We start from the raw sequence: 25,566 nt of genomic DNA on the forward strand, positions 1-25,566 counted from the left end.
GCACGGGGTGGTCGCGGGCCATGCCCGGTCCGTTGGGGGTAGGGGGACGACGCGGCGGGGCCGCCACGCGAGCGCGGCGACCCCGGCGTCGATCAGTACTTACGGTTGGGCAGCGCTTCCTTGGCCTGCTCCTGGGTGAAGGTGGTCTCCTCGGTCTCGATCCGAGCCGGGACCGTCTCGCCGGCGTGCACCTTCTTGGCGAGGTCCATCAGCTGTGGGCCGAGCAGCGGGCTGCACTCCGCGATGAAGTTGAACTTCCCGTCGGCGAGAGCCTGCATGCCGTCCTTGACGGCGTCGACCGTGATGATGGTGATGTCCTTGCCCGGCACCTTGCCGGCGGCGGTGATCGCCTCCAGCGCGCCCAGACCCATGTCGTCGTTGTGCGCGAACAGCACGTCGATCTTCGGGTTGGCCTTGAGGAACTGCTCCATGACCTGCTTGCCACCGGCCCGGGTGAAGTCACCCGGCTGGGAGGCGATGATCTTCAGGTTCGGGTTGGCGGCGATCGCCTCACCGAAGCCCTTCTTCCGGTCGTTCGCCGGCGCCGCACCCGTGTTGCCCTGCAGCTCCACGATGTTCACCGGGCCCGAGGCGGTCTTCTTCTGCTCGACCAGCCACTCACCGGCGAGTCGGCCCTCCTTGACGAAGTCCGAGCCGAGGAACGTCTTGTACAGCGACTTGTCGGCCGAGTCGACGGAGCGGTCGGTCAGGATGACCGGGATGCCGGCGTCCTTGGCCTCCTTGAGCACGGTGTCCCAGCCGGACTCCACCACCGGCGAGAAGGCGATCACGTCGACCTTCTGCTGGATGTAGTTGCGGATCGCCTTGATCTGGTTTTCCTGCTTCTGCTGCGCGTCGTCGAACTTCAGCTCGATGCCCGCAGCGGCGGCGGATTCCTTGATCGAGGTGGTGTTCGCGGTACGCCACCCGCTCTCCGCACCGACCTGGGAGAAGCCCATCGTGATCTTGCCGTCGTCCGTGGACCCGCCGCCGCCGGTGTCGCTGTTGCCGCAGGCCGCCACGCCGCCGACCAGCAACGCGCTGGCGAGGACCGCGACAGCGCGCCACCGAACGGACTGCGTTCGCATCTTTCCCATCGAATCTCCTTGGCTGGATGTGGTGGGTAACCGCGCCGGCCGCCGAGGAACCCGAAGAGCGGCGTACGCGGGTGGTGCGTGCTGGTGCGTGGTGGTGCAGACCGGCGGGTCCCGATGATCGGGGAAGAGTCAGGAACCCGCCGGTGCGACTGGTTGTTGACCGTAGACGTTCTGGTAGCGGTCGTAGAGGGCGTCGATGTCCGCCTGCGCCATCGGAACCGGCTGACCGAGGGTGTGGGCCAGGTGCGCGGTACGGGCCACGTCCTCGCACATGACCGCTGCCTTGACCGCCGCGCGGGCGTCCCGGCCGATGGTGAACACGCCGTGGTTACGCATCAGCACCGCGGGCGAGCGGTGCCCGGAGAGCGTCGCGACGATGCCCTTGCCGATGTCGTCGCCGCCGATCAACGCGAACGGACCGATCGGGATCTCCCCGCCGAACTCGTCCGCCTGCGCGGTGAGGTGGCAGGGGATGGACTCCCCGCACGCGGCCCAGGCCGTGGCGTACGAGCTGTGCGTGTGCACCACACCGCCGACCTCGGGCATGGCCCGGTAGACGTAGGCGTGGGCGGCGGTGTCGCTGGACGGGGCGAAGTCACCCTCGACGAGAACACCGTCGAGGTCGCACACCACCATCGTGTCCGCGGTGAGGTCGTCGTAGCTCACCCCACTCGGCTTGATCACCAGCAGGTCCTGGCCGGGAACCCGCGCGGAGACGTTGCCGGACGTCCAGGCGACCAGGTTGTAGCGGGTCAGCTCGGCGTGCAGGCGGGCGACGGTCTCGCGCAGCTCACGGATCTGTCGGGTCACGTCGGCGTTCACGCGACCACCTCCAACGCGGTCTCGGGTGTGGTCACGGCGCTGTCGACCGCCGCGTTGCGGATCGCCCGCAGGCGGAGCATGACGTCGTTGCCCCCGCGACCGAAGTGGTCGTGCAGCGCCCGGTACTCGGCATAGAGGGCGTCGTACGCACGGGCCCGCTCGGGGTCGGGGCGGTAGACGGCCTCGTGCACCCGCCCCATCGCCTGCGACGCCTCGTGGACCGAGGGGAACTCGCCGGCGGCGACGGCGGCGTGGATCGCCGATCCCAGTGCCGGACCCTGCGCCGAGGCGATGATGTTCAGCGGTCGCCTGGTCACGTCGGCGTAGATCTGCATCAGCAGCGCGTTGTTGGTGAGACCACCGGCGATCACCAGGTCGTTCACCGGAACTCCGGCCTCGACGAACGCCTCGATGATCATGCGAGTGCCGTACGCGGTGGACTCCAGCAGCGCCCGGTAGATGTCCTGGGGCCGGGTGGCCAGGGTCATCCCGACGATCATTCCGCTCAGGTCGTGGTTGACCAGCAGGGACCGGTTGCCGTTCCACCAGTCGAGCGCGATCAGGCCGTGCGCGCCGACGGGCTGGCTCGCGGCCAGCTCGGTGAGGGTTTCGTGCGAGGCGAGGCCGGCCGGGACGCCGTGCTCGACGAACCAGCCGAAGATGTCGCCGACACCGCTCTGCCCGGCCTCGTACCCCCATGCGCCGGGGCTGATGCCCCCGTCCACGACACCGCACATCCCGGCCACCTCGGCGACCTCCGCGCCGTTGACCACGTGGCAGGTCGAGGTGCCCATGATGGCGACGAGACGGCCGGGCTCCACGGCCTGCGCCGACGCCGCGGTGACGTGCGCGTCGACGTTGCCGACGGCCACCGCGATCCCCTCCGGCAGGCCGGTCCAGGCGGCGGCGCGGGCGGTGAGCGAGCCGGCCCGTGCGCCCAGTGGCAGCAGTGGGCCGTCCAGCTTGGCCACGAAGTCGCCGAACTCGGGGTTGAGCGCGGTCAGGAAGCCCTCGGAAGGGTACTGACCGTCCTGCAGGATGCCCTTGTAACCGGCCGTGCAGACGTTGCGGGTCTCGGTGCCGCAGAGCTGCCAGACGATCCAGTCGGCTGCCTCGATGAAGCGCTCGGCACGGTGGTAGACCTCGGGGTCCTCCTCCAGGATCTGGAGTCCCTTGGCGAACTGCCACTCGGCGGAGATCTTGCCGCCGTACCGGCCGATCCACGGCTCTGCCCGCTCGTGTGCCAACGCGTTGATCCGGTCGGCGTGCGGCTGCGCGGCGTGGTGCTTCCACAGCTTCACCCAGGCGTGCGGTCGATCGCGCAGCTCGGGGTCCTCGCAGAGCGGGGTGCCGTCGGCGCTGGTCGGCAGCACCGTGCAGGCGGTGAAGTCGATGCCGATGCCGACGACCGCGGCAGGATCCACCCCGGCAGCGGACAACGCCGCCGGGACGGCGTACCGCAGCACGTCGCGGTAGTCCTCCGGGTTCTGCAGGGCCCAGTCGGGAGGTAGCTGTCGACCTCCCGGAAGCGCCGTGCTGATAACTCCGTCGCCGTACTCGTGCACCGCGGTCCCCAACTCGGCACCATCACCGACACGGACCACCAGAGCTCGCCCGGACAGGGTGCCATAGTCGACACCGACGACATAGCGGTCGCCTGCTCCGTCCACACGGTTCATGTTCACCTCCACCGTTAACGGGGATAGTGTTAACGCTCACATCCACCTTCGTCAAGACATCCCCCCGCAACAGCTCCGTAACGGAACAGCGAAGGCGGGCCGACTCGGGCGCGTCGATAACGGACCGGGGTAAAACGCGCAAATGCGGTGTCGACCAGGCACGCAGGCCCCGGACGGAGTGCCGCACGGATCCGGCGTCGCACAGAGGAACCTCGGCAGGCCGGGCGACAGGCACAACGCATCGGACGCCGCGAGACGATCACCCGACCGCGACCGTGTCGCGTTCGATCACGATGTCAGCGATAACATCATCGAGGCACCTCGCTTCGACGGTCAGATCCGCGAAACGGCCGCAGCCGACCGCGACGGCTCATAACTGACCATTCCGGCGGATCTCGCGACTGGGCACAGCAGCCGTGTTATCGATAACATTCGACGTTTCGAAGCTGCCGGCCCGCCGCTCGCTCGTGCGGCCCGACGTCTGGTCGATCCACTCCTGTCCCCGTGACGTCGCCGGGTCCGAGGCACCTGGACAGGCCGACCTCCGGCAACCGAATCGATCACGCGCTCGCACCCGCCGACCGGCGGGCATCGCTCGAACACGCAGAACCGGCGGCCCGGCCCGGGTGGGCCGAACCGCCGGCAGCTGGCGGAATGTCGAGCGCCGGTCGGATCAGGCGGCCCGGTTGCGGTTGTAGAGGGTCTTGGCCCAGAGGAAGCACACGACGGTGATGACGGCGCACCAGACGACCGAGATGATTCCGTTGGCGCCGATCCCGGTGCCGAGGAGCAGACCGCGAAGGGTCTCCATGACGGGGGTGAAGGGCTGGTAGTCGGCGAACCATCGGACCACGGTGGGCATGGAGTCGGTCGGGACGAACCCGCTGCCGAGGAAGGGCAGGAGGATCAGCGGCATGGGCAGGTTGCTGGCCGTCTCGACGCTGTCGCTGACCAGGCCGAGGGCGACCGACAGCCAGGTCAGCGCAAAGGTGACCATGGCGAGGACACCGACGGCGGCCAGCCACTCGACCGGGTTGGCGGTGGGTCGGAACCCGACGAGCAGCGCCACGCCGATGACGGCCGCGAGGCTGAGCAGGGTCTGGACGAGGCTGCCCAGGACGTGTCCGGTGAGGACCGACGGCCGGAAGATCGCCATCGTTCGGAAGCGGGCGATGATGCCCTCGGTCATGTCCATCGCGACCGAGATGGCGGTGCCCTGCGCCGCGCTGACCACGGTGATGAGCAGGATGCCCGGGGTGACGTAGTTGGCGTACTCGGACCGGCCGCCGGACGGCCCGAGTCCGGCGCCGAGCGTGCCGCCGAAGACGTAGACGAAGAGCAGCAGGATGATGACCGGGATGCCCATGAGCAGGAAGGTCATCGACGGGTAACGCCGCATGTGCAGGAGGTTGCGCCGCAGCATGGTGCTCGAGTCACGGACGGCGAGGGAGAGGGTGCTCATCGCGCGGAGGCCCTTTCGTGGTCGGGTCGGCCGGCACGGGTGTCGGGCTGACCGGTGAGGGTGAGGAAGACGTCGTCGAGGTCGGGGGTGTGCACGGAGAGCCCGGCCACCGTGATCGAGGCGCGGTCGAGCTGGTCGAGCAGGGAGCGCAGCGCCCCGACTCCGCCGTCGCTCGGCACCTGGAGGGTGAGCGCGGCGTCGTCCCGGTTGGCGACCGGCAGCGCACGGGCGGCCGAGTCGAGGCCCTCCTGGTCGGCGAACTGAAGCAGGACGTGGCCTCCCGGGATGAGCCGCTTGAGCTCGCGCGGCGTGCCCTCGGCGATCAGCCGGCCATGGTCGAGGAAGGCGACGCGGTCGGCGAGCTGGTCGGCCTCCTCCAGGTACTGGGTGGTGAGCAGGATGGTGACGCCCTCGGCGACGAGGTTGCGGATGATCTCCCACATGGCCCGGCGGCTGCGCGGGTCGAGGCCTGTGGTCGGCTCGTCGAGGAAGATGACACGGGGCGCACCGACCAGGGTCATGGCGAGGTCCAACCGTCGGCGCATGCCGCCGGAGTACGTGGACACCGGCTTGCCCGCCGCGTCGGCGAGGTCGAACTGGTCGAGCAGCTCGTCGGACCGACGTCGGCCGGACGCCTTGTCCAGGTGGCACAGGTCGGCCATCAGGTTCAGGTTCTCCCGGCCGGTGAGCAGGTTGTCGACGGCGGAGAACTGGCCGGTGACACCGATCAGTTCGCGTACCGCGTCGGGCTCTCGGTTCAGGTCGTGGCCGAAGACACGGGCCTGCCCACCGTCGGCGTTGACCAGGGTGGAGAGGATCTGCACGGTGGTGGTCTTGCCGGCGCCGTTGGGGCCGAGCAACGCGAAGATGGTGCCCTCGGTGATCATCAGGTCGATGCCGTCCAGCACGACCTTGTCACCGTAGGACTTGCGCAGGTCGGTCGCGACGATCGCGGGCTTCGTGGAGCTGGTCATGGTCTCCTCTTTGCGGTCGGTGTGGTGGCGGGTCAGGCGCGGCGGATCATGATGTCGCCGTAGGCGGTGTTCGCCCGGACCTCGACCGTCTCGTCGGTCTGCGCCGGGCTGTCGGTGCTCTCCAGGGCGTTGTGCACCCGGCCGTGCTTGGAACTGACGTCGAGCCAGGCAGCGGTCCCGCGACGGATGCCGACCTCGATGGCCCCGTACGAGGTGTTCAGGTCGATCGCCCCCCGGACGACCTCGCCCAACCGGAGGTTGCCGTAGGCGGTGCGTGCCGTCACCGAGGCCGTCGTCGTGTCGAGGGTGATGTCGCCGTACGCGGTGTTGACCCGTACGTCCCCGCCGCTTCGGCCGATCCAGCAGTCGCCGGAGGAGTTCTTGATCTCGACGGGTCCGTCGACCGCGCCGATGCGCACCTTGCCGGACGACACCTTCACCCGCGCGGAGCCGGCGACCCGCTCCACGGCGACCTCGCCGTGGCTGCTGTCGATGTCCAGCGGACCGGTCTCGTCGAGCCGGATCCCGCTTCCGGTCTTGATCCGGCACTCGCCCAGTTGGCCCTCGCAGCGGAACGCCGCCCACGACGACTCGGCATGCACCCGCGACCCGGTCGGTAGCTCGATCAGGACGTCGACCGACGGCCCCGGCCCGAAGCCGTAGCGCCGCCACGTCTTCGGCACCCGGATCAGCAGCTTTCCAGCGGCGTACTGGACGGTGGTCTGTTCGGCGGTGCTCACGTCGGTCTTGCTCGACGGGTCCCGGGGCCGGATCGTCACCACCGTGTCGGTGCGGTCGGTCGCGCTGATCCAGACGTCACCGACGGGCAGCTCGATCTGGGCGGAGATGGGTTCTGGCGTCTCGAAAATAGGCATGGTGGTCTCCCGAAAGGTGGTCGGTGAATGTCGCCGCTGGTCGGCGGCGCGGAGGAAGAAGGGGTACGGGGAGTTAGCGCGCCCAGCCGGTGAAGTGCTGGCCGGAGCGCGGCTCCACCCGGCGGGGTGGACGACGTTCGGTGTCGCCCGCGCCGACGGCACCGGCGACGGCGCGCACCAGCCAGGCGTTGACCGAAAGCCCGGCGCGCCCGGCGGCCTCCTCGACGCTGGCCTTCAGGTGGTCGGGAAGCCGGAGGTTGATCCGCGAGGTGCCACCGTCCTCACCGTCCGGCGCGGGCGGCGGCGCCGAGAGCGTCGGCGGAGCGCTGACCTCGTGCACCTCGTCGACCGACGGGCTGGCCGGTGTCACCACGAAGTCGGGCTCGCGCCCGCGCAGTCGGACGTGCACCGAGCCCGGCGCGAGGTCACGGGTGATCTCGTCGGCCGCGTCGGACAGCGCCTCCAGCAGGGTGAGACGGGTAGCCGCCTCCAGTTGGGCGAAGAGCCGCTCGGCCAGAGCGCGGCCGTCCGCGTCGACGCCCTCCGCGGCCACGGCGAACTCGTTACGCAGGTTCTCGACGTATGACCTCAGCTCCATGGCACCATCATGGCACCACTTTGGCTCAGCATGCAACCCCGATGGCTCAACGGAGTGCCACGGCGTTCGGCGCGGGGGTCTTCGCCGACCGTCACAGATCACCGAAAGTGCGCCTGACCAGGCGATTCGCCTCCTCCTGGGTCAGCCCGGTGGCCACCAGGAGGTCGCTGACCGTGGTCCGGATCTGCGCCACCACGACCGCACCGGAGAAGCCGACGCCCTCCCGGTAGGCCCGACCGGCCATCTGCACCGCCCGCAGCGACTGATCCCGCGCCCGTTCCGGCTCAGCACCGGCAGCGAACTGCCGCCTCAGCACGCGGACGGCCTCGGCGAGATCGGCCACCGCCCTCGGCAGCGGCTCCGGAACCGGTTCGCCGTCCTCGATCAACGTCACCGCTCGACGGATCAGCGTTCCGCTGTTGCGCATCGCCCGGTCGATCGGCTCCGCCGCCTGCGCGTAGCGACCCACCGGCCCCCGCCGCTGGTGCCAGTGCACCGGCGACAGGGTGCTGGCCTCCCGGGCGCCCTGGGTCGCCTCCACGAACGCCTTCAACGGGTCCTTGTTCTGCCGCAGCTCATCCCGGGCGGCACGGGCACGAGTGGCATCGCGCTCGGCCAACGCGCCTGCGGTGGCGTCGAGCTGGGTGGCGAGCAGATCCAACGCCGGCCGCGCGGCGCGGTTGAGCACCCGTAGCGGGTTCAACGGCAGGAGGACGGCGGTGACCAGCAGCGCCACCCCTCCCCCGACGAGCGCATCCACGAACCGGGGAATCTCCAGGTCACGGATCGACGGACTGAGGGTGGCGATGAGCACGGCAGTCGCCCCGGCCTGGATCACCACCGCGGCACTGCCGGCGAGGAACAGCGCGACCACGATCGCCAGCACGACGATCAGGGAGAGTTGCCACCACCCGGTGCCGATCACCACGAGCAGCAGATCGCCGATCAGCACCCCGACGGTGACACCGAGGATCAGCTCGACGGTCCGACGTAGCCGTTGACCGACGGACGCGGCGAGGGTCGAGACGGCGGAGATCGGCGCGAACACCGGCTGCGAGATGTGCAGCAGCTCGTGCGCCACGAACCAGGACAGCGCCGCCGCCAGCCCGGCCTGCACGGCGAGGCCGCCGATGGCCCGTACCCGACGGGAACGGTCCCGCACCGCGGCCACCGTACGGTCGCGCAGCGGGGCCATCCTGCCCGCCAGACCACCCCCACGGGCGTCGCCGCCACGGGCCGGAGCGCCCTCGCCCGCCCCGCGCCGACCGGCAGCGACCATGGCGGCACCTACCCCGCCCTGGTCGGATCAATCCTCCCACCCGCGATGGAGCCGGCACATCGCGCGAACGCGCGCCCGCCGGACGGGGACCGACGGCCGCCCTGACGTTCGCTCGACTGATCGACGAGGACGCTTTCCCGCCGGCCGCGCTCAGCGCGAGGCGAGCGTCTTCTCGGCGTACGCCCAGAGCCGGTCGGCGGCGGCCGGGTCCAACGCGTGGGCAGCTACCCCACCGGTGGCGTCGGGGCCCCCGGCGATGACCTCCGCCTCCTGGTTGTCGTCGAAGTACCGGCCACCGACGCCGTCGAGCAGGGGCGAGCCGGCGAGCAGCACGGTGGTCGACGCGCCCTGGTCGGGCTTCTTGTAGTAGTCCGCCTCGATGAGGTTTCCCGCCTCGTCCATGGCACCCATCGCGCGCATCGTGTCGTCGTCGATGTGGCGCTGGAGGTTGGTGAAGATGTACCCGGGGTTGAGGGCGTTCGCGGTGATCCCGTCCTTCGCCCACTGCCGGCTGATGCCGACCGCAAGCAGGACCTCGGCGGTCTTCGACTGGCCGTACGCCGACCACGGGTCGTACGGACGCCGCTCGAACTGCGGGTCGTCGAAGTCGAACGGCGCGGCCAGGTGTGCGCCGGAGCTGACCACGACGACCCGGGCCGCCTCGGCGGCCCGCAGGTTGTCGTGCAGCCCCCGGGCGAGCGCGAAGTGACCGAGGTAGTTGGTCGCGAGCTGAAGCTCCCAGCCCTGGGCGGTGAGCTCACGGGTGGGGATCGCCATGATTCCCGCGTTGGCGACCAGCACGTCGAGCGGGCCCTGCCAGGCCCCGACGAAGGCGTCGACCGATGCCAGGTCGGCGAGGTCGAGCGCGGACGCGCTGACCACGCCCCGGGTGGCAGCTGTGGCGAACGCCTCGACGAGCGCGTCGGCACGTCGGGGATCGCGGGTCGCGATGGTGACCTCGGCCCCGGCCCTGGCCAGCGCGCGCACCGTCTCCACGCCGATGCCGGAGGCACCCCCGGTGACGATCATCCGGCGCCCGGTCAGGTCGACACCGTCGAGGATCTCGGCGGCGGTGCTGCGGGCGGTGAACGGGGTGGTGAGGCGTGGGTTCGCTGTCATGGAATCCAGGCTAGGAACATCCGACCCGGACTGCCTATAGCCTAGAGTCCTTCATACTTTAGTGAACGTCCAGGAGGCAGGGATGGATCCCCTCGAAGAGGTCCTGGCGTTACTGGGCGCGACGAGTCACATCTCCGCCGGCCTGACCGCGGGCGGCCGCTGGGCCGTCGCCTTCGACGCACCGGCCGGGGCCAAGTTCAACGCCGTCCGGCGTGGCCGGTGCTCGCTTCAGGTCGAGGGTGCCGTCGAGTCGATCAGCCTTGGCGAGGGGGACTGCTTCCTGCTGACCCGACCGGTGGCCTACACCCTCTTCAGCGATCCCGACGTGCCCGTCGAACCTGCGTACCCGCTCTTCGCCGCCGCCGACGGCGGCGTGGCGCACGTCGGTGACGGCGACGACGTCTTCCTCATCGGCGGCGCGTTCTCACTGGGTGAACGGGCGCGCAGCCTCCTGCTGGACAGCCTCCCGCCGGTCATCCACGTGCCCGCCGACACCCCGGAGGCCAGCACCGTCCAGTGGGCGCTCAGCGAGATCGACGCCGAACTACGGCAGACGCGACTCGGGTCCACGCTCGTCGCCGAGCACCTGGCGCTCGTCCTGCTGATCCGGGTCCTGCGGTTGCACCTGGCCCGCGACCCTCAGCTCACCTCCGGCTGGCTGGCCGGCCTCGCCGACCCGGTGATCGCCCCCGCGCTGCGGGCGATACACGCGCGGCCCGCGCAGGCGTGGACGGTGGACGCCATCGCCCGGGCCGCCGCCGTCTCCCGGTCGACGCTGGCCGCCCGCTTCAAGAGGGTCGTCGGCGTGGGACCGCTGGAATATCTGACCGGCTGGCGGATCGAACTGGCGGCGGACCGCATCCGGCACAGTTCCGACACTGTCGCCCGCATCGCCCAGGTCGTCGGCTACGGCTCCGAGAGCGCGCTCAGCGTGGCATTCAAGCGCGCCACCGGCCTGTCGCCGCGTGCCTACCGCACCGAGGTGGCGAGGGCGGCCCAGACCGACGGAGGCGAACCGGCGGCGACCGGTCGGGATGCCTGAGCGGTGACTCCTCTTCGCCCACTGCGGTTGAGTCCGTCCGGATCGGGTAGACCGGTCCGCCGTCATCGGGACGGCGGCACCGGCACCTGACAGCGGGACTCGCCCCGGTTGGGTCGCCTGACAAGGGGCGGCCGAGCGCCTCCGAGGGGACGTCGCATGGATCAGCACGGTTGAGCGGGCCGGACAATCCCCGCGACGTCGTGGAGCTGCGGGTGCACGGAGTCTCCGGCGCGAGCGCCGCACAGGTGCTGGGCCTGCAGCAGACAGCGCAGGTGGCGGGTGACCAGAGCGGTGGCTTCTACCGACCGCGACCCCGCTACTCGGACGGCACCGCCACCCCCGGGGTGACGTTGGAGGCGTACCGCTGGGGGGATCTACCCTCCGGGACCGTCGCCCGTACCCTTGCCGTGGTTTTCCTGCTGCCGTTCATGCTGGTCAACGTGGCGACCTGGATGCGCCCGGCGAGCCCAGGGTCCGAGGCGTTGGTCAAGTCCCTGTGCCGGCTGCTGGCGCTGACCCTCACCGTGCTGTACGTGCTCGCCGTCGCCGGCGTCGCCCTGGATCTGGTCGGCTGGAAGTGCCTGCCCTCGACGCGCTGCCTCGCGGGGCGCAGCTGGTTGTCGTGGCTGGGAGGACGGCCGGTCGGGGCGCAACTGGCGTTGCTCGCGTTGGTACCGGTCGCCGCGATCGGCCTGATCTGGCGGATCAGCAACCGCCCGGGGCGGACCTTCGAGGCGTTTCGCGCACCCCCTCAGGGAATCGGCGGGTCACGCCTCGGCACGGTCGGTCAGTGGGACGCCGAGCCGCTGGTGGGCCGGTTGCGCGCCATCCACGTCGCTGCCGCGTTCGCGACGCTGGACCTCACCCTGCTGCTGGCCCGGTCCGCGAGCGGTGCCACCGCGATCACGACCACGCTGACGGTGGCGACCGGAGTGATCCTCGCTGTCTGTGCGGGCCTGCTGTGCACGCCGCCGCTGATCGACCGGGCCGCCGACGACCGGCGACTCGACCGGGTCACCCGTACGCTCCGGACCGTTGCCATCGTCGTGACCATCGCCGTCGTGGCTCACCTGCTGACCGGGCCGCGACGGTGGCACGGGGGGCACGGGCTTCCCGGCTACGAGACGACTCTGGCCGGCCTGTTCGGCGTACAGACGGCGTTGTTGCTCGCACTGGGCGTGGTGCTGCTCTGCCACCGGGTGCGCGGTGGCACCCCGCTGTTCGGGCTGGGTGCCCTCGTGGTTGCGGCCACCGGGATCAGTGTGGCCGTGGCGTACTCAGCCGAGTTGGTCTACCGGGTGGCGGACTTCCTCGACCGCGACGTGCCGACCGGGGAGGGCATCGCCAACGGCCCGCCCCGGGCGTACACCTGGGTGATCTACGGCTTCCTCCGTGCGCTGCTGGCCACGCTGGTCGTCGCCGGCCTCGTCATCCTGCTCACGCGTCGCAGTCGGCGTCGCGCCGCGGCGGTGATCGTGGCACGCGACTTTCCGGAGGCCCCGGCCGAGGCCGGAACGCGACTGCGGCAGGTCCGAGACGCGATAGCCCGGGCCCGCTTCACCGAGGAGCTGGTGCCGCTGGCCGTGCTCTACGGGTGCCTCGCCGGACTCACCACGGCCACCACCACCGTCGGCCTGCTGGGGCAGTTCCCCAGTGACGTCCTCGAACGGAACCTCGGGCTACCGGCGGACGTGATCACCTTCGGCATCGCGTTCGGGAGCTGGGTGATCGCGGCGGTCATCCTCGGCCTGATCATCGGGGGGATCTTCGCCTACCGGACCGCCCCGTTCCGCCGGCACATCGGCGTCCTCTGGGACCTCGGCACCTTCTGGCCCCGGGCCGCCCACCCGTTCGCACCGCCCTGCTACTCCGAACGAGCCGTGCCGGAGTTGGCCCGTCGCATCACGTATCTCGTCGAGCGCGGCGACGCGGTGCTACTCACCGGGCACAGCCACGGTTCGGTCCTGCTCGCCGCGACGGTGCTCCAGTTGCCACCACACGTCGGCGACCGGGTCGCCCTCCTCACCCACGGGTCGCCGCTGCGCCGCCTCTACGCGCGGCTCTTCCCCGCGTACGTCGACGACGTGGCGCTACACGAGATCGGCCACCGGGTCGGTTGGCGGTGGGTGAACCTGTGGACCGACACCGACCCCATCGGCGGTTGGATCTTCTCCGCACACCGGCCACCGGTGCCGGACGACGTCGCCGGCCCGGCCGCCCGGGTCGATCGCCGATACCGAGATCCCGGAGACGTGGTGACGCCGCCCAGCGACAGCGTTCCCCCACCCATCCGCGGGCACCTGCCGGGCGAGTCCGACGAGCCGTTCACCGAGGCGGCCCGGGAGTTGGTGCGGCGCCTCGGTGGACGGGTCGACCGGCCCGTCACGCCGACGTAACGTCACCGGCGGCCGGCCGCCCGGGTACGCCAGTCGTCGAGGCGCGTACCGGCGAGGCGGGCGCCGTCGGCGGGGACGAGGGAACGTTCGCCCAGCTTCGCGCCGAAGTACCGGGCGTCCGGGTCGGTCACCACCGATCGAGGGTCCTGCTGGGCGGCGAGGAGGTCTCGGCCCAGCTCGTCGAGACGGAACTGCTCCGGGCCTGCGACCTCGACCACGGCGTTCGTCGGCGCGCCGACCACGACCTCGGCCACCGCGGCCGCGACGTCGTCGGCGGCCATCGGTTGGATGAGCACCGGCGCGAGGTGCACGGTGTCGCCGTCCGTGCCGGCGTCGATGATGCCCTGGAGGAACTCGAAGAACTGGGTGGCGTGCACGATCGAGTACGGGGTTCCGGACGCGACGACGAGCTTCTCCTGGCTGACCTTCGCCCGCATGTACCCGCTGTCCGGGATCCGGTCGCAACCCACGATGGAGAGCACCACGTAGTGGCCCACCCCGGCGTCGGACGCGGCGGCGAGGAGCGTCCGGGTGGACGTCTCGAAGAACTCCAGCACGGCCGTGTCCTCGAACGACGGCGAGTTCGACACGTCGACGACGACGTCGGCCCCGGTGAGCGCGTCGGCCACCCCCTCACCGGTCAGGGTGTTCACACCGGTCTTCGGTGATGCCGGCACCACCTCGTGGCCCTGGGCGCCGAGGCTGTCCACGAGCTTGGAACCGATGAGGCCGCTGCCCCCGATGACGACGACCTTCATGGTCGAACCACGTCCTTTCTGCCCTGGATTGAGTCGTGCTGTCACCCAGTAAGACGGAAACCGTGCGCCGGTGCAGGACAATCGCCGGAGAACAGTTCGACGGAGACCTGGAGGTAGCCATGACCGAGGTGTCCCACCCGGTGTTCGCCCGGGTCTACGAACGGCTCAGTGTCGCCATGGACCGGGCCGGCACGGCGGCCTACCGGCGGGACCTGGTCGCCGGCCTGTCCGGCCGGGTGATCGAGATCGGTGCGGGCAACGGGCGGATGTTCTCCCACTACCCGCCGGGGGTGACCCAGGTCGTCGCGGTCGAACCGGAACGGCGTCTGCGGGCCGCCGCCGAACGCGCCGCGCCGACCGCACCGGTTCCGGTCACGGTCGTGGACGGTCTGGCCGACCGGCTGCCCGCCGGGGACGGCGAGTTCGACGCCGCCGTGGTCGCGTTGGTGCTGTGCACCGTGCCGGACCAGGCGAGCGCGTTGGCCGAGGTGGGCCGGGTGCTGCGCCCGGGCGGCCAGTTGCGGTTCTTCGAGCACGTCGCCGCCGAGAAGCCCGGCGGACTGCACCGAGCCCAACGACTGGTCGACGCGACACTGTGGCCGAAGCTGTTCGCCGGCTGCCACACCAACCGCGACACCGTCGCCGCCATCACGTCCGCAGGGTTCGTCATCGAGGAACTGGACCGCTTCCGTTTCCCGGCCACCAGCAACAGCCCTTCCTCGCCCTGCGTCCACGGACGCGCGATCTGGCCAGCCACGGCGGAGCCGGAGCGCGGCCAGAAGGTTTGATTCGTCAGCGGCCGGGCAGGCCGGCCAGCCAGTCGTCCAGCTCCGCCGGGGAACGCAGCAACACCACCGGCGGCGCGGACGGGTCGGACCGCCAGGCGCGCATCCGCCGCCGCGCCCGGCCGAACGCGGTGACGTGCCACACCAGGATCGAGTCCGGGGACAGCACGCTGGCCAACGACTCGCGGTTGCCGTTGCAGATCTCCTCGCCCGTCAGCACCCGGCGGACGGTGCGCCGCAGCAACCGCCCGAAGGAACACCACCGCGGGAAGTCCAGGCCGACGACCAGGTCCGCGCGAGCCAACGGTACGTCCCGCCAACCGTGGTACGCCCCGTCGACGATCCAGCGGTCCCGCCGGCAGATCTCCTCGATCCGGCTGCGTTGCCGCGCGACGGGCACCTCGACCCAGCCCGGCTCCCAGAGCAGGTCGTCCACCGGGTACCAGGGCAGCCCGAGGTGTTCGGCCATCCGCATGGCAAGGGTGGACTTGCCGGAGCCGTACACCCCGTAGATCAGGACGCGACGCGGTGCGCTCATCGCGGCAGCGTACGACGCGAGGGAAAATCGTTTGTCGTACGCGGCGCGTCCCGCGAGAGTGACGTCCATGACGTACTGACGGACCCCTCTCCACTCCGCCCCCGGTGAATCCCTCCCGGCCGGCGTGACGTCGTCCGTTCCCACGTACTCAGTCAGAAGTGAGCACCCCTTGACCCAGTACCACCTCCCACGTCAGTCGCTGCCCTCCTCCGCGCCCGCCACCGTCACGGTGTTCGCCTCACCGGCGAGCTGGATCGAGTCCGCAGCGCTCGCCCAGTGCCAGCAGGTGGCCGCCCTCGACGGCATGGTCCACGTCGCCGCGATGCCGGACCTGCACCCGGGTAAGGGCGCTCCCATCGGTGCGGCCATGGCGTCGACCGTGCTGTACCCGTTCCTGGTGGGGTCCGACATCGGCTGCGGCATCGCCGTGTTCCCCATCAGGCTCAAGCGACCCGTGCCGGAGCGGCTGGCCGCACGGTTCCCCGACCTCGATCGCACGCTCGACGCCGACGCCCCGGCCTGGGCGCTCGTCGAGGGCGAGGTCCCGGCCGGTCACCTCGACGGTCTCGGTACGGTCGGCCGAGGCAACCACTTCGTGGAGCTGGCCCGGGTCGGCACCGTCCTCGAACCGGCTCACGCGGGTCGTCTCGGGCTCGATGCCGGCGACCTGGTGCTCGTCGTGCACAGCGGTTCCCGTGGTCTGGGCGAGCGGATCCTGCGCACCCACACCGAGACCCATGGCGCCGGCGCCGCTCCCGATCCCGCCGCCTACCTGGCGATGCACGATGACGCCGTGCGCTGGGGTTCGCTCAACCGCAGGGTCCTCGCCGCCCGGGTCGCGTACGCGCTGGGGGCCGTGCCCTCCGAGCCGATCGTCGACCAGTGCCACAACCTGGTCGAGATTCGCGACGGGATCTACCTGCATCGCAAGGGCGCGGCACCGGGTGACGGTCGCGACGTCCTCGTCGCCGGCACCCGGGGAACGGCGTCCTACCTGGTGGCCGCCCATGCCGGACCGGACGCCAACCACTCCGTCGCGCATGGCGCGGGCCGCAAGATGTCGCGCGCCGATGCGCTGCGGCGGGGCCGTGCCAAGCACACGGTCGAGGAGCTACGCCGCACTCCGGTGGGTTCGCTGGTGGTGTGTGGCGACCGCCAACTCCTCTTCGAGGAGGCGCCCACGGCGTACAAGCGCATCGAGCAGGTGGTCGCCGACCTCGTCGAACACCGACTGGCCACGCCGGTGGTCACCACGATTCCGCTGGTCACCTACAAGACGGCCGACCTCGGGCCCGCGACCCGAACCGACCGGCGGGGCCACCGTGGTGGGCGGGGTCGGTCGTGAGCGTGCTCCTGCTTCTGTCCGCCGGCCGTGGCCCACGGGAGTGCGCCTGGGCGCTCGCCCAGCTGTTGCGGCGTCTGACCACGGAGGGCACCCGTCGAGGTCTGGCGATCGAGCGGGTGGAGGTGGTGCCCGGCGACCGGCCCGGCACCCACCGGTCGGTGCTCATCCAGATCTCCGGTGTCGACGCGGAGGCGTTCGCGGCCTCGTGGACCGGCACGCTGTGCTGGCAGGCCCCCAGCCCCTACCGGACGACCACCGGTCGGAAGAACTGGTACGTCACCGCCCAGCAGCCCCGCCTCGACGCGGTGCCGACGACGTTCTCGGAGGCGGATGTCGACATCGTCGCCTGCCGCACCGGAGGACCCGGCGGTCAGCACCGGAACAAGGCCAGCACGGCGGTGCGGGCGACGCACCGCCCCTCGGGCATCGTCGTCGTGGTGGACGAGGAGCGGCAGTTCAGCCTCAACCGGCGGATCGCCCTGAGCCTGCTGCGGCGACGCATCGAGCACGGCGACGAGGTGGCACGACGTGCCGTCACCACCGCCCGCTGGCGCATCCACGACGACCTCGTCCGCGGCGATCCCGTCCGGGTGGAACGTCCGGAACCGCAGCGGCCGGGCCGACGGGGTTGACGGGTTCCCTCAGACGTCCAGCACCGCGTCCGCGAACGCCTGCGGCGCCTCCTGCGGCAGGTTGTGCCCGACACCGCCGCCGACGGTCCGGTGCTCGTAGCGCCCGGTGAACTGCTTGGCGTAGACGCTGGGCTCCACGTGCGGCGCGCCGTTGGCGTCCCCCTCCAGGGAGATGCTGGGTACGGTGATCTTCGGTTGCGCGGCCAGGCGCTGCTCCACCTCGTCGTACTGTGGCTCGCCGTCGGCGAGGGCCAACCGCCACCGGTAGTTGTGCACCACGATGTCGACGTGGTCGGGGTTGTCGAACGCCGAGGCGCTCCGGTCGAACGTCGCGTCGTCGAACATCCAGTGTGGTGAGGCGGTGTGCCAGATCAACCTGTTGAAGTCACGCCGGTTCTTGTCGTAGCCTTCCCGGCCACGCTCGGTGGCGAAGTAGTACTGGTACCACCACGCCAGTTCCGCCTTCGGCGGCAACGGCGCCCGGCCCGATTCCTGGCCGGCGATCAGGTAGCCGCTCACCGAGACCAACCCCTGGCAACGCTCGGGCCACAACGCGGCCACGACGTCGGCCGTCCGCGCACCCCAGTCGAACCCGGCCAGCTTCGCGCTGTCGATGTGCAGGGCGTCCATGAGTGCGATGAGGTCGAGCCCCATGGCACCCGGCTCGCCGTTGCGCACGGTGTCGTCGGAGCGGAACCGGGTGCTGCCGTAGCCCCGCAGGTACGGCACGACGACCCGGTACCCGGCGGCCGTGAGCAGCGGTACGACGTCGACGAAACTGTGGATGTCGTACGGCCAGCCGTGCAGCAGGATCGCGGCGGGGCCGTCGGGCGGCCCGGCGTCCACGTACCCCACGTTCAGGACCCCGGCATCGATCTGTCTCACGTCAGTGAACGACCCCGCACCGGCCACCGCCATCGACCTCTTCCCGCCGTTCCGACCCGTTCCGACCTGCTGGTCCTGTTGAATCTAGGAGCCTGCGCCGCACCGGACGGCGGTTTGCCCCAAGGGCCGCTGCGCGGATGTCGCGCTGGGTAGGATGCCGGTCACGCTGCCGGGCGAGGTCGAGAGGGTTCGGCGGAACCGTCGGCGGAGGACCGTAGGGTGATGACATGGCTGAGCGACCTCTGACCCTGATGGCGGTGCACGCCCACCCCGACGACGAGGCGACGAGCACCGGCGGCGTGCTGGCCCGCTATGCCGACGAGGGCATCACGACGGTGCTCGTGACCTGCACCGACGGGCGGTGTGGCGACGGCCCGGGCGGGGTCAAGCCGGGCGACCCGAAGCACGATCCGGCCGCTGTCGTGGCGATGCGTCGGGCCGAGCTGGAGGCCAGCTGCGCGGTGTTGAAGGTCAGCCACCTGGAGACCCTCGGTTACGCCGACTCGGGGATGATGGGCTGGCCGACCAACGACCAGCCCGGCGCGTTCTGGACGACGCCGGTGGCGGAGGCGGCGGGCCGACTCGCCGAGCTGATCCGGCAGTACCAGCCAGATGTCATCGTCACGTACGACGAGAACGGTTTCTACGGCCACCCGGACCACATCCAGGCCCACCGGATCACCATGGCCGCCGTCGAGCTGACCGACAGCCCGGCGAAGGTCTACTGGACCACCGTGCCGCGTACGGCGTTCGAGCAGTTCGGCCGGATCATGCGGGAGCTCGGCGTCGACTGGGCCGAGCCGGACGAGGCGGCGGAGCCGATGCCGCAGCTCGGCCTGCCGGACGACGAGATCACCACCTGGGTCGATACGAACAGCTACGGCGGGCAGAAGTTCGACGCGCTGGCCGCCCACGCCAGTCAGACCGAGAACATCTTCTTCCTGCAGCTGGGCCGCGATCGGTTCACCGAGCTGATGGGCGTGGAGACGTTCCTGCGGGTCCGGGACCGGACGGGCGCCCCGACGCCCGAGGACGACCTCTTCGCCGGTCTGCGCTGACTGCGCGGGTCAGCTCCGTAGCGACGCCAGGCGTCGCCGGCCATCAGGCCGGCACGCCTGCGTGCGCTGCTGGACCACGTGCGCTACCGGATCGGACCGACCGGTAGCGCGGCGTCAGCAGCAGGCCACCGGCCTCCGAAAGTTTCGCGGTGCTGTCGAGCGAGCCCCCGCAGGTCATATGACGAATTTCCGGAAGTTTTCAGCGTTGACGCCCGGACATAGACGGCCTTAACGTTTCGAGCAGGTTTCCGGTCACCGGCCGGAACTATCGGCCCTCCGGCCCGCATCTAGCGCTACACCCCGAACCCGCTCCCCCATCCGCCAATACCGGACCCACACCTTCTTGATCGACATCTGTCGATCAAGGGTCTGGAAAGGAAGGCACATGAAGCTGAGACAGTGGACCACCGTCGGAGTGGTCGCCGTCGCAACCGTCGCGGCGTTGAACACCGTGCCGGCCACCGCGAGTCGGCCGTACGACCCGACGGCGCAGAGCCTCGGCGCCCTCGGTCTCCGCCACGGCCTGCACGTCGGCACCGCGGTGAACATGGATGCCCTCAACGACGCAGGCGACCCGCAGTACCGCGCGCTGGCCTCCTCCGAGTTCGCCTCGGTCACCGCCGAGAACGTGATGAAGTGGGAGGTCCTGGAGCCCACCCGCGGCACCTACGACTGGGCGGCGGCCGACCAGTTCGTGGAGTTCGCCAAGCGCAACCGGCAGAGCGTGCGCGGCCACGTGCTGGTCTGGCACAACCAACTGCCAGCCTGGTTGACGAGCGGCGTCGCCGACGGCTCCATCAGCAAGCAGGAGCTGCGCGAGCTGCTGCGCAAGCACATCACCACGGTCGTCAACCGCTACAAGGGCAAGATCTGGCAGTGGGACGTGGTCAACGAGGCCGTCAGCGACCCGTGGGACACCCCGTCGACCCTGCACTACAAGGGCTTCTGGGCGCAGAACCTCGGGCCCGGCTACATCGCCGACTCGTTCCGCTGGGCGCGGGCAGCCGACCCCAAGGCGCTGCTGTTCTACAACGACTACAACATCGAGGCCTTCGGCTCCGGCAACCCGGCGGACGACAAGACGCAGTTCGTCTACGACATGACCAAGAGCCTGCGCGCCCAGGGTGTCCCGATCGACGGAGTCGGCGCCCAGGGCCACCTGGGCACCCAGTACGGCAACTTCGACACCCTCCAGGTGACGGCCGCGTTGAAGAAGTTCAGCGGGCTCGGCGTCGCCACCGCGTTCACCGAGGTCGACGTCCGCAGCCAGATGACGGAGGCCGTCCGGGCCGGCAACTCGGAGGAGATCAACCCCCGACTGCAGGCGTCGGCCGCCAACTTCAGCGTGCTGATGAAGGCGTGCCTCGCCGTGCGGAGCTGCCTGTCGTACACGGTCTGGGGTTTCAGCGACAAGTACTCCTGGGTGCCGGACTGGTTCAACGACCCACCGGAGGGCCTGGCCACCATCTACGACGAGAACTACCAGCCCAAGCGGGCGTACAACGAGTTGAAGTCCGATCTGATCTTTGCTGGGCCGCCGTACGTGCTGCCTCGGATCGCACCCAAGCCGCGCCGCTGACCCGACGGCCCGGCTGATCCGGCGACGCGTACGTCGGCGTAGGGACCGTGTGGGGCGCGGCGGAGCCCCACACGGTCCCTACGTCACCACGGACGTCGAGATTCGACTCACGTTCGGCTGTACCGTTCAGCCATCCGGACGCCATCGGAGTACTGGTGCCGGTTCTACCGGTTTATTGATGGTGTTGGTGTCACTATGGCAGGCGTGGGAACTGCGAAAACTGCCATGCCTGCCATCTCGCCGCTCACCGGCGACCCGATCAAGCGGGCCGATGCCGAGCGGCTCGCCGGGGTGCTGAAGGCATTCGCCGATCCGGCGCGACTCCGGCTGCTCAGCCTGATCCAGTCGGCGCCGGACGGTGAGGCCTCCGTCAGCGACCTCACCGCGGCGCTCAACCTCTCCCAGCCGACCGTGAGTCATCACCTTCGGATCCTCACCGAGGCCGGCCTACTGGAGCGCGACAAGCGCGGGGTCTGGGCGTACTACCGCCTGGTGCCCGCCGCCATCGCGCAGATCGCCGACCTGTTGACACCGCCCCGGAAGCGGGCGACGAAGAAGGCCCGCTGACCGGGCACCGCCTCGTCACATCCGTTCAAGGGTTCGGATGCCGAGAAGGTGCAGCCCCTGCCGCAGGGTCCGGGCGGTCAGCTCGGCCAGCAGCAGCCGACTCTCCCGTAGCTCGTCCGGCGCGCGGAGCACCGGGCAGTGCTCGTAGAACGCGTTGAACGCCGTAGCGAGTCGGTGCAGGTAACCGGCGAGGTGGTGGAATTCGAGGGTCCGCTCCACCTCGGTGACCACCGCGGCGAAACCGAGCAACTCGACCGTCAGTGCCCGCTCTGCCGGCAGGGCGAGCACGATGGGCGCGTCCGGCCGGGCGTCCGTTCCGGCCCGCCGGAACATCGACCGGACACGGGCGTACGCGTACTGGAGGTAGGGCGCGGTGTTGCCGTCCAGCGAGAGCATCCGCTCCCAGTCCAGGACGTAGTCCTTCGTCCGATCGGTGGACAGGTCGGCGTACTTGATCGCGCCGATGCCGACGGCGCGGCCGATCTCGGCAGCGGCCTCGGCGTCCAGCTCCGGGTTCCTGCTCCGGGCCAGGTCACTGGCGCGGGCCACCGCCTCCTCCAGCAGGCCGACCAGCTTCACCGACTCGCCGGCCCGGCTGCGCAGCATCCGCCCGTCGGCACCGAGGATCGAACCGAAGCCGAGGTGTTCGGCCCGAGCCGGCGGGCTCAGCCAACCGGCCGCCCGGGCTACGGCGAACACCATCGCGAAGTGCTGCCGCTGCGGCAGCCCGACGACGTACACCAACCGGGTCGCGCCCAGCTCGCCGGTGCGCTGCCGCAGCGCGACCAGGTCGGTGGCCGGGTAGCCGTACCCGCCGTCACTCTTGCGCACGATCAGCGGCAGCGGTTCCCCGCCGCGACCGACGAACCCGGGCGGGAACACGCAGTCGGCCCCTCCGCTGGGTGTCAACATCCCCAACCCGTTCAGGTCGTCGACGACGCCGGCGAGCAGATCGTTGTAGGCACTCTCACCCCGGAAGTCTTCCGCGGACAACGTCACGTCGAGCAGGTCGTACACGGTCAGGAAGTACCGCTCGGACTGCTCCACCAGCAGCCGCCACAGCTGTAGCGTCCGCTCGTCGCCGCCCTGCAGTGCGACCACCCGCAACCGCGACCGTTCCCGGAACGCCTCGTCGGCGTCGAACTTGACCCGGGCCGCCCGGTAGAAGGTGTCCAGGTCACCCATCGACAACTCGTGCGCCGCCTCCGCCTCGCCGAGATCGGCCAGGTGCTCGATCAACATGCCGAACGGCGTCCCCCAGTCACCCAGGTGGTTGACCCGCACCACCCGGTGCCCGAGCCACTCCAGCAGCCGTACCGCCGCGTCGCCGATGACGGTGGAGCGGAGATGCCCGACGTGCATCTCCTTCGCCACGTTCGGCGCCGAGTAGTCGACCACCACGGTCTGCGGCGTCGTCGCGGACGGCACCCCGAGCCGGGCGTCGCCGGCCAGCCTGGCGGCCAGGTCGGCGAGTGTCCGGTCGGCGATGGTCAGGTTGAGGAAACCCGGCCCGGACACCTCCACCGCCGCGCAGACGTCGTCGAGCACCGCGCACTCCAGCACCGCGGCGGCGATGTCGCGCGGCGGGCGACCGAGCCGCCGGGCCAGCGACAGCGCCGCGTCGGACTGGAAGTCCGCGCGCGGAGACCGCCGCACGAGCGGGTCGACCGGGCCGCCGGCCACCGCCGCGAACGCCGGCGTCAGCCGGTCGGACAACAACCTTTCAAGATCCATGAGTACGCCGATCTCACTCGGACCCGCGCTGTCACGCGAGCCGTTGAACGGGGAGATGCGGGCGGACCGGGAACGACCAGTTGATGACCGGCGGCTCGATCCGCCGGTCGCAGAAGAACAGGTCAGCGCGGGCGGGCGACGGATCGCCGGCGTCGCCGTGCACCAACCTGGACGTCACACGACGATCCGGTGCAGGGGACGATCACGCTGGTCATGGCGGCAGCTTAGCGGCCGGTCCGGTGTGGCGACATCCCGATTTCCGCCGGGCCGGTTAGCGTCCGATAGCGGTGTGTGGTCGTTTCGGGCGACTCGTCGCAGGGAACTGCCCGGTGACAGCCGAGGGAGGGTCATGAGCCGCTACCGACCGACACCGAATGCCCGTACGCGCAGCGTCCTTGCGCTGATCCCGCTGATTGGTGGTGTCGCACTCGCCGCTGCCTGCACCTCCACCGAGGACCCGCCGGGCTCGACCCCGTCGATGGCGGCACCGACGATCACCTCGGCGTCAGCGAACCCGACCGACGCACCAGCGCCGAGCGCCAGCACTCCGGCGACCATTCCGACGTCGGCGTTCGTCGAGTTGCCGGCCGAGTTGCAGAAGTCTCCCCGGCGGACGACGCCCGTCGAGGAGGCCCTGCCGAAGCTGTGCGGCAACGAGTTCGGCACCGGGGGCCGGCAGGTCACCGCGAGCGCTGCGATGACCGTCACCTACCAGAAGGCCGGCGCGCCGGAGACCAATGTGCCGCAGGGGATGATCCACCAGGTCATCTTCACTTTCGAGGGCGATGGCGCCTCGGCGTACCTGAGCCGTCTGCGCACCGCCGTGCAGGCGTGTCCCTCCTACGACCACTCCGGGAGCCCGGGCACCGTCAAGAACGAGACCCTGCCCGGCGTGGGCGACGAGGCGCTGCTGCTGACCCGGACGTGGGCCGAGACGAGCCTGAACGGAGAACGCACCGGCGGCACCGCGACCAGCCAGATCGCCGTGGCGCGGGTCGACAAGGCGGTGACGGTCTTCAACGACCAGGGGTGGGAGGGCACCAGCGGCAACCCCACCATCATGGACCGGGTCATCCGCGACGGCGTACGGACCATCGACGCCTGGCAGCGGTAGCACAGCCGGCTGCCGCCGACGCGGGGGCTTCCACCGATCGGTTCGATCCTCGGTCGGATCATGGACAACAGGGCGCAAGGTGCGCTCGCGCCGGGAGACTTGGGAATCTCGGTCCACAGTGGCGGTCACCGACCGCAGGCGGCAGCCTGCCGGGCCATCAGCGTTGGTCGGTGGAGGAGGTCGTCATGTCCGATGGTCAGCGAACGAAGGCGCCGTGGCTTCCGCCGCGGTGGTTCATCCGGCTGGCCTGGTCGGCGCACCGGGGCCTGTACCGGGTCACCGGCAGCCGGGTCGGGCTGTGGCGACCGCGCGAGCACCGCTGGGGCACGCTGCGGCTGACCACGACCGGTCGCCGCACCGGTCAGCAGCGCAGCGTCATCATCGCGTACTTCGAGGAGGGCCCGAACCTGGTCGGGGTGGCGATGAACGGGTGGGGTGAGGGTGCCCCCGCCTGGTGGCTCAACCTCCAGGCCCGCCCGGACGCGTCCGTCGAACTGGCCGACGGGCGGCGGCTGGTCCGTGGCCGGGCCGCCACCGCCGACGAGCGGTCACGACTGTGGCCACGCTGGCGCGGGGCCGACAAGAACTTCGAGGCCCACGCGGCGCGGCGATCGTCCGAAACCGCAGTGGTGGTGCTCGAGCCCAGATCGGATGGCGACTCCGTGGTTTGATGGCGCGGCTCGTGCCCTCCTCGCCCTCGAATCCGCTGGGCTACCAGGTTGCCAGGCGGGTCATCGGCTGAACGCGAGGTAGAGACCCAGGCCGAAGTTCACGACCAGGACGATCGCACCGACGACGGCGAACCAGCGCTGCCATGCCGTCCACCGGACCGTCCTCTGGGTCTCGGCGATGCCCGCCTCCTCCAGCCGCACCGCCGCGATCCTGTCCCGCTCACTGGTGTCGCGGCGGTTCGAGATCGCCGTGGCGCTGAACAGGGACGCGTTGGCGCGTATCTCCTCGGTGAGAGAACGAAGCGCCTGTGTCATCGAGTCGATCGAGCCGTTGATCCTTCGCAGGTGCTCATCATGCCCCTGTAGACGCTGCTCGATCCGGCCCGCGTCCTGACCACGGGCGTAGGCGGCCGCCATCTCCTCGGCGTTCTCCGGGCTGGTCACTGTGGAGGCCTGGTGCTCGTGAGACTCATCAACGCCACCCCCTACTGACCCCGCACCACCCGGCCGACGCATCAGTCCTACCACCTGCGGACGTCGAACACTACTGCCGGGAT

At 70.5% G+C, this 25,566-nt stretch carries 25 protein-coding genes; 10 read left to right on the forward strand and 15 right to left on the reverse strand.

Annotated elements, in window-relative coordinates; all coding sequences use genetic code 11:
• Positions 1 to 92 precede the first annotated feature (92 nt).
• The 9 genes from ABGB10_RS23265 to ABGB10_RS23305 form a co-directional block, all read right to left on the reverse strand.
• Entirely contained in the window at positions 93 to 1,088 is a 996-nt protein-coding gene (locus ABGB10_RS23265; RefSeq protein WP_347663184.1) for an ABC transporter substrate-binding protein, read from the reverse strand.
• A 138-nt stretch (positions 1,089 to 1,226) separates the two neighbouring features.
• Entirely contained in the window at positions 1,227 to 1,919 is a 693-nt protein-coding gene (locus ABGB10_RS23270; protein WP_347663062.1) for an L-ribulose-5-phosphate 4-epimerase, read from the reverse strand.
• Entirely contained in the window at positions 1,916 to 3,598 is a 1,683-nt protein-coding gene (araB, locus tag ABGB10_RS23275) for a ribulokinase (protein ID WP_347663064.1), read from the reverse strand. Before araB ends, ABGB10_RS23270 begins: the two co-directional genes overlap by 4 nt.
• A gap of 673 nt (positions 3,599 to 4,271) precedes the next feature.
• Entirely contained in the window at positions 4,272 to 5,060 is a 789-nt protein-coding gene (locus ABGB10_RS23280) for an ABC transporter permease (RefSeq protein ID WP_347663065.1), read from the reverse strand.
• Positions 5,057 to 6,034 (reverse strand): ATP-binding cassette domain-containing protein, encoded by a 978-nt coding sequence (locus ABGB10_RS23285; RefSeq protein ID WP_347663066.1) that lies wholly within the window; start codon positions 6,032 to 6,034, stop codon positions 5,057 to 5,059. Before ABGB10_RS23285 ends, ABGB10_RS23280 begins: the two co-directional genes overlap by 4 nt.
• A gap of 32 nt (positions 6,035 to 6,066) precedes the next feature.
• A complete protein-coding gene (locus tag ABGB10_RS23290; RefSeq protein ID WP_347663068.1) occupies positions 6,067 to 6,909 on the reverse strand; it encodes a DUF4097 family beta strand repeat-containing protein in 843 nt (280 codons plus the stop codon).
• Between the two features lie 73 nt (positions 6,910 to 6,982).
• The gene (locus tag ABGB10_RS23295; protein ID WP_347663069.1) at positions 6,983 to 7,507 is read right to left on the reverse strand and encodes a hypothetical protein; all 525 of its coding nucleotides are present in this window, start codon (positions 7,505 to 7,507) and stop codon (positions 6,983 to 6,985) included.
• A gap of 91 nt (positions 7,508 to 7,598) precedes the next feature.
• The gene (locus ABGB10_RS23300) at positions 7,599 to 8,702 is read right to left on the reverse strand and encodes an FUSC family protein (RefSeq protein ID WP_347663185.1); all 1,104 of its coding nucleotides are present in this window, start codon (positions 8,700 to 8,702) and stop codon (positions 7,599 to 7,601) included.
• A gap of 234 nt (positions 8,703 to 8,936) precedes the next feature.
• A complete protein-coding gene (locus tag ABGB10_RS23305; protein ID WP_347663070.1) occupies positions 8,937 to 9,905 on the reverse strand; it encodes an SDR family NAD(P)-dependent oxidoreductase in 969 nt (322 codons plus the stop codon).
• An 82-nt stretch (positions 9,906 to 9,987) separates the two neighbouring features.
• On the opposite strand from ABGB10_RS23305, the gene ABGB10_RS23310 reads away from it, so the two are divergent.
• Both ABGB10_RS23310 and ABGB10_RS23315 read left to right on the forward strand, forming a co-directional pair.
• Entirely contained in the window at positions 9,988 to 10,947 is a 960-nt protein-coding gene (locus ABGB10_RS23310) for an AraC family transcriptional regulator (RefSeq protein WP_347663071.1), read from the forward strand.
• A gap of 170 nt (positions 10,948 to 11,117) precedes the next feature.
• Positions 11,118 to 13,343 (forward strand): hypothetical protein, encoded by a 2,226-nt coding sequence (locus ABGB10_RS23315; RefSeq protein ID WP_347663072.1) that lies wholly within the window; start codon positions 11,118 to 11,120, stop codon positions 13,341 to 13,343.
• 2 nt (positions 13,344 to 13,345) lie between these two features.
• On the opposite strand, the gene ABGB10_RS23320 is transcribed toward ABGB10_RS23315, so the two are convergent.
• Positions 13,346 to 14,101 (reverse strand): SDR family oxidoreductase, encoded by a 756-nt coding sequence (locus ABGB10_RS23320; protein ID WP_347663073.1) that lies wholly within the window; start codon positions 14,099 to 14,101, stop codon positions 13,346 to 13,348.
• Between the two features lie 119 nt (positions 14,102 to 14,220).
• Here ABGB10_RS23320 and ABGB10_RS23325 point away from each other — a divergent pair, with 119 nt between their 5' ends.
• Entirely contained in the window at positions 14,221 to 14,889 is a 669-nt protein-coding gene (locus ABGB10_RS23325) for a methyltransferase domain-containing protein (protein WP_347663074.1), read from the forward strand.
• A gap of 4 nt (positions 14,890 to 14,893) precedes the next feature.
• Here ABGB10_RS23325 and ABGB10_RS23330 read toward each other — a convergent pair whose 3' ends face one another.
• Positions 14,894 to 15,424, reverse strand: coding sequence for an adenylate kinase (locus ABGB10_RS23330; RefSeq protein ID WP_347663075.1), 531 nt, complete (start codon positions 15,422 to 15,424; stop codon positions 14,894 to 14,896).
• 169 nt (positions 15,425 to 15,593) lie between these two features.
• Between ABGB10_RS23330 and ABGB10_RS23335 the strand changes: the two genes are divergently transcribed.
• Positions 15,594 to 16,769 (forward strand): RNA ligase RtcB family protein, encoded by a 1,176-nt coding sequence (locus ABGB10_RS23335; protein WP_347663076.1) that lies wholly within the window; start codon positions 15,594 to 15,596, stop codon positions 16,767 to 16,769.
• Positions 16,766 to 17,401: a peptide chain release factor H gene (gene prfH, locus ABGB10_RS23340; protein ID WP_347663078.1), complete on the forward strand. Its 636-nt coding sequence runs from the start codon at positions 16,766 to 16,768 to the stop codon at positions 17,399 to 17,401. Before ABGB10_RS23335 ends, prfH begins: the two co-directional genes overlap by 4 nt.
• Before the next feature lie 9 nt (positions 17,402 to 17,410).
• On the opposite strand, the gene ABGB10_RS23345 is transcribed toward prfH, so the two are convergent.
• Complete coding sequence (locus tag ABGB10_RS23345) at positions 17,411 to 18,286, reverse strand: alpha/beta hydrolase (protein ID WP_347663079.1); 876 nt, start codon at positions 18,284 to 18,286, stop codon at positions 17,411 to 17,413.
• Between the two features lie 227 nt (positions 18,287 to 18,513).
• On the opposite strand from ABGB10_RS23345, the gene ABGB10_RS23350 reads away from it, so the two are divergent.
• The 3 genes from ABGB10_RS23350 (at position 18,514) to ABGB10_RS23360 (ending at position 21,490) form a co-directional block, all read left to right on the forward strand.
• The gene (locus ABGB10_RS23350; RefSeq protein WP_347663080.1) at positions 18,514 to 19,344 is read left to right on the forward strand and encodes a PIG-L family deacetylase; all 831 of its coding nucleotides are present in this window, start codon (positions 18,514 to 18,516) and stop codon (positions 19,342 to 19,344) included.
• 385 nt (positions 19,345 to 19,729) lie between these two features.
• Positions 19,730 to 20,923, forward strand: a complete 1,194-nt coding sequence (locus ABGB10_RS23355) for an endo-1,4-beta-xylanase (RefSeq protein ID WP_282307232.1) — start codon at positions 19,730 to 19,732, stop codon at positions 20,921 to 20,923.
• Between the two features lie 225 nt (positions 20,924 to 21,148).
• The gene (locus ABGB10_RS23360) at positions 21,149 to 21,490 is read left to right on the forward strand and encodes a metalloregulator ArsR/SmtB family transcription factor (protein WP_347663187.1); all 342 of its coding nucleotides are present in this window, start codon (positions 21,149 to 21,151) and stop codon (positions 21,488 to 21,490) included.
• A gap of 15 nt (positions 21,491 to 21,505) precedes the next feature.
• Here the strand turns inward: ABGB10_RS23360 and argS are convergent, their stop codons facing one another.
• Both argS and ABGB10_RS23370 read right to left on the reverse strand, forming a co-directional pair.
• On the reverse strand, positions 21,506 to 23,224 hold the full coding sequence (gene argS, locus ABGB10_RS23365) for an arginine--tRNA ligase (RefSeq protein ID WP_347663081.1): 1,719 nt from the start codon (positions 23,222 to 23,224) through the stop codon (positions 21,506 to 21,508).
• A gap of 31 nt (positions 23,225 to 23,255) precedes the next feature.
• Entirely contained in the window at positions 23,256 to 23,402 is a 147-nt protein-coding gene (locus ABGB10_RS23370) for a hypothetical protein (RefSeq protein ID WP_347663083.1), read from the reverse strand.
• Positions 23,403 to 23,573: 171 nt separating this feature from the next.
• Between ABGB10_RS23370 and ABGB10_RS23375 the strand changes: the two genes are divergently transcribed.
• Both ABGB10_RS23375 and ABGB10_RS23380 read left to right on the forward strand, forming a co-directional pair.
• Entirely contained in the window at positions 23,574 to 24,338 is a 765-nt protein-coding gene (locus ABGB10_RS23375) for a hypothetical protein (protein WP_347663084.1), read from the forward strand.
• Positions 24,339 to 24,523: 185 nt separating this feature from the next.
• Entirely contained in the window at positions 24,524 to 25,009 is a 486-nt protein-coding gene (locus ABGB10_RS23380) for a nitroreductase/quinone reductase family protein (protein WP_347663085.1), read from the forward strand.
• A gap of 60 nt (positions 25,010 to 25,069) precedes the next feature.
• Here ABGB10_RS23380 and ABGB10_RS23385 read toward each other — a convergent pair whose 3' ends face one another.
• Entirely contained in the window at positions 25,070 to 25,453 is a 384-nt protein-coding gene (locus ABGB10_RS23385; protein WP_347663086.1) for a hypothetical protein, read from the reverse strand.
• Positions 25,454 to 25,566 lie beyond the last annotated feature (113 nt).

This window comes from Micromonospora sp. B9E7 (genome assembly GCF_039871815.1).
Taxonomy (GTDB): Bacteria; Actinomycetota; Actinomycetes; order Mycobacteriales; family Micromonosporaceae; genus Micromonospora.